General features: G+C 43.2%; 4 protein-coding genes. 1 reads left to right on the plus strand and 3 read right to left on the minus strand.

The features are described 5' to 3' along the window. Positions 1-338: 338 nt before the first annotated feature. Positions 339-1691 (minus strand): serine hydrolase, encoded by a 1353-nt coding sequence (locus GLO7428_RS24555; RefSeq protein WP_015191271.1) that lies wholly within the window; start codon positions 1689-1691, stop codon positions 339-341. 172 nt (positions 1692-1863) lie between these two features. Between GLO7428_RS24555 and GLO7428_RS24560 the strand changes: the two genes are divergently transcribed. Beyond that, a complete protein-coding gene (locus GLO7428_RS24560) occupies positions 1864-2439 on the plus strand; it encodes a Uma2 family endonuclease (protein ID WP_015191272.1) in 576 nt (191 codons plus the stop codon). A gap of 26 nt (positions 2440-2465) precedes the next feature. Here the strand turns inward: GLO7428_RS24560 and GLO7428_RS24565 are convergent, their stop codons facing one another. Both GLO7428_RS24565 and GLO7428_RS24570 read right to left on the minus strand, forming a co-directional pair. Beyond that, positions 2466-3767, minus strand: a complete 1302-nt coding sequence (locus tag GLO7428_RS24565; RefSeq protein ID WP_015191273.1) for an MFS transporter — start codon at positions 3765-3767, stop codon at positions 2466-2468. A gap of 3 nt (positions 3768-3770) precedes the next feature. Next, positions 3771-6284 (minus strand): TonB-dependent siderophore receptor, encoded by a 2514-nt coding sequence (locus GLO7428_RS24570; protein WP_015191274.1) that lies wholly within the window; start codon positions 6282-6284, stop codon positions 3771-3773. Positions 6285-6861 lie beyond the last annotated feature (577 nt).

Raw genomic sequence — 6861 nt, forward strand, 5'->3', positions numbered from 1 at the left:
CTCGCAATATTTTTCACGATTTTTCACACCCTTAAAAAAATAAGTTGAGAATAACTCTCAATTAACTGCTCCAAACTATATCATCTTAGTTATGGTGGTGCAAGTCCTATATTTGTATATTTATTAAAACTGTTACTTAGGAAACAGTAATCTGCTAAAGTTTCAAACTCTGATGCTGTTTGTATAGATAAATACGTTCGAGTAAGTGAGTGAGACAAATGTTACACTAAGGCTGGTCATGGTAATTGGTAACTGGTCATTAGTAGGAATATCTATTCCTCAACTACCGATTACTCAAGATAAAAAAGTGTGATTTAAATTACTCCTTTTTACTTAATTTAAATAATTTGTGGCATACAAACTTGAACAGGATTTGTACTATCATCGAATTGCTTATTGAAAAAGTTTTTTGACATTAATAAATTTGATGGTTCAGTGTTGAATTGCTCTTGCTGACCAAGGGTTATGAGATCTGAATCAAAATGTACTCCAACTAACTCTGATTCACTGGTACTAATAATAGGAGTGTCGAACTGTAGCGATCGCACATCATTTAACAAAGGTTGATCTGCTTGATACTCTCGCCAAGTAGTCAGTAAGGGATCGATGAAGTTATCAATCGTGCGTGTGTTTTGCAAATCGATATAGACAAGGTCATCTTCTGGAACGTACCACATATTTGCGCGATACCCTAATGTAAGTCCGCTGTGACCGTAAATCAATTCATCAGGCGTGTTTAAGCGGGCAACGCCCAACCCGTATCCAGAGAAAGCCCTTGAGTTGAATGCATCGACGAATGTAAGCATTTGGTCTAGAGTTGTGGGTTCGAGTAAATCTCCGCCAAACAAAGCTTGTGCAAAGTCTACTAAATCTTCGGTATTAGAAACCATAGCTCCAGCAGCGTCGACGATAGATGGACTGATAAAGTCTGTATTATCAAGATTGCCATCGACGTTAATATCCCAATAACCGCTTACAAATCCACCAGGAACTGCTTCGGTGTCGGCAACAAAGGTATTATCGAGTTGCAATGGCTCTAGAATACGAGTGCGAATTTCGGTTGCTAGCGAGTTATTCGTGATATTTTCGACAATCATCCCTAGCAATATGTAGTTTGTGTTTGAGTATTGCCAAGAAGTACCAGGGCTAAAGCTTAATGGTTGGTTAGCAATGAACTCGACAAGTGCTTCGGGTTGCCATTCTCTGAAAAGATTGACACCTTCATCGAGTAGTACACTCAAATAATCAGGAATGCCGCTGGTGTGATTGAGTAATTGGCGGATAGTAATATTTGCACTGTCAGAAATTTTGCTGACAATTTCGCTTGGTAAATATTGGTTGAGAGTAGCTTCTAAACTGAGTTGATTTTCTTCAAGTAACTGTAGAACTGTTGTCGCCACAAATGTTTTGGTAATGCTACCAATTTGAAAGCGATCGCTCGATGTGACTGGTGTATTTGTCGTTAAATTTGCGGTACCACTAGCACCATACCATGCAATATCATCGCTGACAATTGCTGTACTGATGCCAACTCCGGTGAAGATTTGATCGAGTGTGTTTTGCAACAGTTGCGTTGGATCGTCTACAGGAGGTGCAGGGTTTGAGGCTTCTCGCTCTTCCCAATATTTTTGTTGTGAGAGATACTCAAAAAGTGGTCGCGGCGAGGAGAAAGTGGATTGGTTAATTAGCATTTTTTAGTCAGTTGATGAAAGTGAATGTAATTTAAAGGCTGGTAATTGGTAATGGGTAATAGAAAGCACAAATAATATCAATAAATGCGATTGGGTAAACCTCCTCTCCATCCTTTTGTTCCCCTCTTTACCTCATTTATAATGAACATATCCTCACAATAGAGGCACTGTCATGAGTCAGACTACAGGCGGCGTTCGCTGGACAATTCGAGATGTGGAAGCGCTACCCGATAACGAGTGGATTCGTTACGAAATCATCGATGGAGAACTGTTTGTGACGCGATCGCCTCATCATAAACACCAACACGTAGTTGGATGTATTTTTGCTGCACTGAACAGCTGGTCCCTAGAAAGTGGTTTGGGAGAACCTTCGATCATGCCTGGTTTGATTTTTTCAGACTCGGATAATGTCGCTCCTGATGTGGTATGGGTTAGTTATAAACGGTTAGCGCAAATTCAAGACGAGGCAGGGCATTTTCAAGGCGCACCTGAACTGGTTGTCGAAGTGCTTTCCCCTGGAAAAGCTAACGAAGATCGCGATCGTTCTGCCAAGCTGAAATTGTATTCGGTGCAAGGAGTTCAGGAATATTGGATTGTCGATCGCATCGCTTTGAAAGTTGAAGTTTATCGCCGCAATCAAGCTCAATTGACGTTAGTTGCCACCTTACTGATTGATGATGCGCTATCATCTCCTTTGTTGCCTGGTTTTGCTTGCGAAGTTGCACGTTTGTTTGTGTCACGGGCATAGGGGACAAAAAAATACAGACATCGTCATTAGTTTTTAACTTCCTCATAATCAGGTAGTAATATCTCGACTTCGCGGAGGGGGCGGAAGGCGTAGCCACTGATGCCAACGGCGAGCATTAAAATTGCCGTGATGACGTATAGTAAGGCAATGCCCGATCCTGTGGTTGTGCCAAAAATGGAGCCGAATAGAGGTGCTAAGCTTCCTTGAGGTTGCATCGCAGGTTCAAAGACGTAATCGGCTAAGGGACCAGCAATTAGGGGCGCGATCGCACCTACAATTAATCCAATCATTTGATCCGCCGCTAAAACACGTCCTTGAAAATCTGGGGGGACTTTGGCATACCAAATCGCATTACTCGAACTGTAGAATAAGGGAATAGGAAGCGTCGCGAAAAAGTGTGCGGCTATCCATACAGTCTGCGTTTGTCCTAAGCCTAAAATGACTTTGAATAAACCTGTGGCAGTGAAGCCGAGTAACATTCCATGAATGCGACGATGAAAACCTCCCCAAACGCTTAAAATGACTGCACCAAGAACACCGCCAACACCGGCTGCGGTGGTAACGCTACCAAGAATTTGAGCGTCGCCGCCGGAACGCGCTAATATGAGTGGATTGTATAAAACTCGGTTGATATCGCTAGGAAGTGCGAATAAAGAAAAAGCAATTACCATTGCTACTAAACTGGGTCGATGCAAAATATATCGAAAACCAAAAGTAAGTTTTTGCCAAAGAGTTTCCTTAGAATTAATAATTACATTTTGCTGTCGGTTAGGTTGCGGAATTCGGGCAGCAAACAGTGTGATAAAAGCGATCGCAAAAGTCGTCAAGTCAATAAGAATAATTCCAGTCAGTCCGATAATTGGATAAAGGCTACCTGCAAGTAGTGGTGAAATAATTGCACCAGTGTAACTAACCGCCGCCACCATACTTTCTGCACGGGTGTAGTGTTGCTTGGAAACTAACATGGCGATGGAAGCTGAATAAGCAAGCGTTTGTAAACTTCCAAAACAGCCATAAGCGGCAACAACTGCATACAAATGCCAAACTTGCAAGCGATCGCCCACGTACAGCCAACCGATAATTAGTGTACAGAAAACTGCTGCGGTATCGCCTAACAACATTAAATGTTTGCGATTCAGGCGATCTACTATGATACCTGCGATCGCCATTGCTAAAATGCGGGGGAGTTGCGAAAAAAAGCTGATCAGCGCTAACGTTGTCGCTGACTCTGTGACATCCCAAACCCAGACAGTCAAGGCAAAAACGGTCATATAGCTACCAATAGTTGATGCCATTTGACCAATCCAGATCAGCGTGAAGGTACGCATCGATTAAAACTCCCAGTTAATTTTCCCAAAAACGGTAAAGGGGGCACCTGGAATCACGCGCAAATCTCCCCGCGCACCTTCAAAGTAGTTGACATCAAATAAATTCTGGAAATTTAACGAAACGCGAAAGCGATCGCCTTGATAAAATAGTGCAGCATCGGTACGCAGATAACTGGGAAGCGTAAACGAGTTATCTAAATCGCCTTGTTGTTCTCCCGCATAAAATAACCCCACACCAAAACCTAAACCGCGTAAATCGCCTGTTGGAATTTGATACGTTGTCCACAAACTTGCCGCATTTTGCGGAACATTGATCAAAAAGTTGCCTTCCTCAATGCTGTCATCTTCTACAACGCGAGCATCGGTATAAGCATAACTCGCTAAGATATTCCAACCTGGTAACACTTCTCCGACGACATTAAGCTCAATTCCCTGGCTGCGCTGTAGTCCAGTTTGTTCAGTCACAAAAGGGTCATTTGCCCCCGATACCACTACATTCGTTCGTTCTAGATCGTACAATGCCAACGTTGTTGAAAGTCTTTGTTCCAACCAATCTGCTTTGATGCCTACCTCGTATTGTCTACCACGTTCTGGCTGTAACGGATCGCCGATAATCAATTCCTCAGTTGCTAGGTCGCGCGTTTGTTCGCGTCCAACCACTGGGACAAAAGATTCGGTGTAACTCGCATACAGCGAAACATTCGCTGCGGGTTTATAGACAAGTCCTACTCTCGGACTAAACGCTTGGTCTTGACGGTCAAAACTTTGGGTGTCATCGCCGCGATCTTCGTATGTTTGATCCGCAATATCAAAGCGTCCGCCTAAAACAAAGATCAGGTCATCCGAAATAGAAATTTGGTCTTGCAGATAAAAACCAATCGAATTATTTTCGGTGCGGGTATTCTGCAAAGGAATGACAAAATCAAGTAGGCTTTCCGGTTGATAAACTGGGTCAAAAATATCAATGGGAGCCAGTGGTTGAATGTCAATAATATCTTCTAATGAATCTTTCGATAGTTCAATCCCAAACAAAAGTTCGTGCCGCACACTACCTGTCGCAAATCTACCAATGACGTTTGTGTTAAAGTTAATACTACTTTCTTCGCTAGGATTTATAAAAAGAAGACGCTGTAGCGTACGTCCATCGTCATCGAGCGATCGCCCTAAAGCAAATGTATTTTCAGGAGCGTCTACGGTAGCAAATACAAATTCATTATTAATTGACCAATTATCGCTAAAATTATGCGTTAACCGATAGCCGATGCGTGTAGTGGTGGTTTCACTTTCCGCTAAATCGGGTTCTCCTAGGTTCACACTCCGCCGAATTTCGCCAATTGGGTTATTGATGACAGTACCAAAGGCGGGTAGTTCGGGCGCACCGCCCCAACTCGAATTTTTAAAATACTCAATTTCAGCGGTGAGTTGCGTTTGTTCGGTATCTATTAACCGTACTACGGGAGAAACAAAAAACGATTGCGTTTCCTCAAAGTCTCTAAAACTATTTGACCATTCATACGAAGCATTTAAACGATATCCTCCTGGTAGCGAATCGCCAAAAGGTCCGCTAATATCAATCGCCGGACGGTGTAACCCGTACTGACCAACAATGTATTCGATGATATAGTAGGGTTCGTCTAATGGCTGTTTCGTCACAACGTTGACCGTACCACCTGGGTCGCCTTGTCCAAACAATACGGATGCGGGTCCGCGTAAAACTTCAACACGCTCGATATTAGAAGTTCCGGCGATGCGTCGCAAGGTACTATCGCGCTGTCCATTGCGCAGAACATTTCGAGTTTCAAATCCGCGAATTACCGGAGTCACTGCGGGTGCATCGGTGGGGAGACGACCGCTTGTTACTCCCGCCGTATTGCGTAACGTTTCACCGAGTGTTGTCGCGCCTTGCTCTTCGATGATGCGGCTAGGAATGACTTGAATTGATTGTGGTACGTTAATAATAGGAGTATCTGTGCGCGTGCCGACGGATGATTCGGGGATGCGATACAAGGGGTCGCGAGTCCCTGTAACGATAATTTCAATCGGTGCATCCGCTTGGGCGGTTGTGGAAGCACCCAAAATAAATTCTTGTCCCTCGGCACGAAAAGCTGTAGTAGGTGGCGCATTCTGTCCCGTGATTTCGATGCGGATGCTCGCGGATGCTAAACTTCGGACTGTTACTCGTGTGATTCCCGTGACTGGGTTTGTAAACTCAAATTCGCTTTGTGGTGTATCGATGACAGCATTCGGAATATCTGCAACTACGGTATTGTTGACGACACTTGTTACAGGTTGTAACTGGTTCGGCTGTGGCGTTGTCAGCACAACCTCTAACCCCGCGTCTGTCTCGTAAACTTCTACGTTTGTTACACGGGTTACATTACTAATTTGCGCTGGTAATTGCGCGGTATGAGTAGACGACACTGATTGATTTAGTGCTGTGTCTGCTTGAACTGGGATCGCAACTACGCAGCCGACACTAATGAGCCATAGACTCAAGAGAAATGACTTTTGCTTCATAATACTGTTCTCACACCCACAATTTTTGAGATTCGGTTTATGAAAATCTTATTCAGTGAATGGTAATTGGTAATTGTTGCGACTAGGCTGAGATGCGATCGCTACCTGATTACCTGCACAAGTTCCCATTTCGTTACATCAACTCCTCGCTCTAGCGAAGTGCTGGCGATCGTAATGATGTGTTAAGCGGTTGTTAGTAATTTATATGGTTAACATAAATACTTTTACTTTCCTTACTGCTCCTTAGTTTTAGTCATAAGTTGTCTAAAATTCTGACGCTCAGTCCAAACACTTATTCATAATAGTTGCATAAATTTAGCAATTAGCCGATAATTTTTTCTACAGACGGCACAAGTTAATACTCAAGCATAGTTGATATCAATTCTGAAGAGGGCTACTTATTAGTGAGTGCTAATTGAATTTGCTTACGGATTACCACTTTGCACAGATATGTAGCCATTCCATCTGAGTCATTTTTAACGAACCGCACAAACGCCGAGGAAGAATGAACAGAGGTTTTTGCAAATGATTTAGAACTACTTTATATGAATGGTCAAGTAAACGTAACATTTCGCTC

This window comes from Gloeocapsa sp. PCC 7428, from assembly GCF_000317555.1.
Lineage (GTDB): Bacteria > Cyanobacteriota > Cyanobacteriia > Cyanobacteriales > Chroococcidiopsidaceae > Chroogloeocystis.

Coding starts and splice junctions, on each gene's coding strand:
- GLO7428_RS24555 (WP_015191271.1), bottom strand. CDS start 1,691: ATGCTAATTAACCAATCCACTTTCTCCTCGCCGCGACCACTTTTTGAG.
- GLO7428_RS24560 (WP_015191272.1), top strand. CDS start 1,864: ATGAGTCAGACTACAGGCGGCGTTCGCTGGACAATTCGAGATGTGGAA.
- GLO7428_RS24565 (WP_015191273.1), bottom strand. CDS start 3,767: ATGCGTACCTTCACGCTGATCTGGATTGGTCAAATGGCATCAACTATT.
- GLO7428_RS24570 (WP_015191274.1), bottom strand. CDS start 6,284: ATGAAGCAAAAGTCATTTCTCTTGAGTCTATGGCTCATTAGTGTCGGC.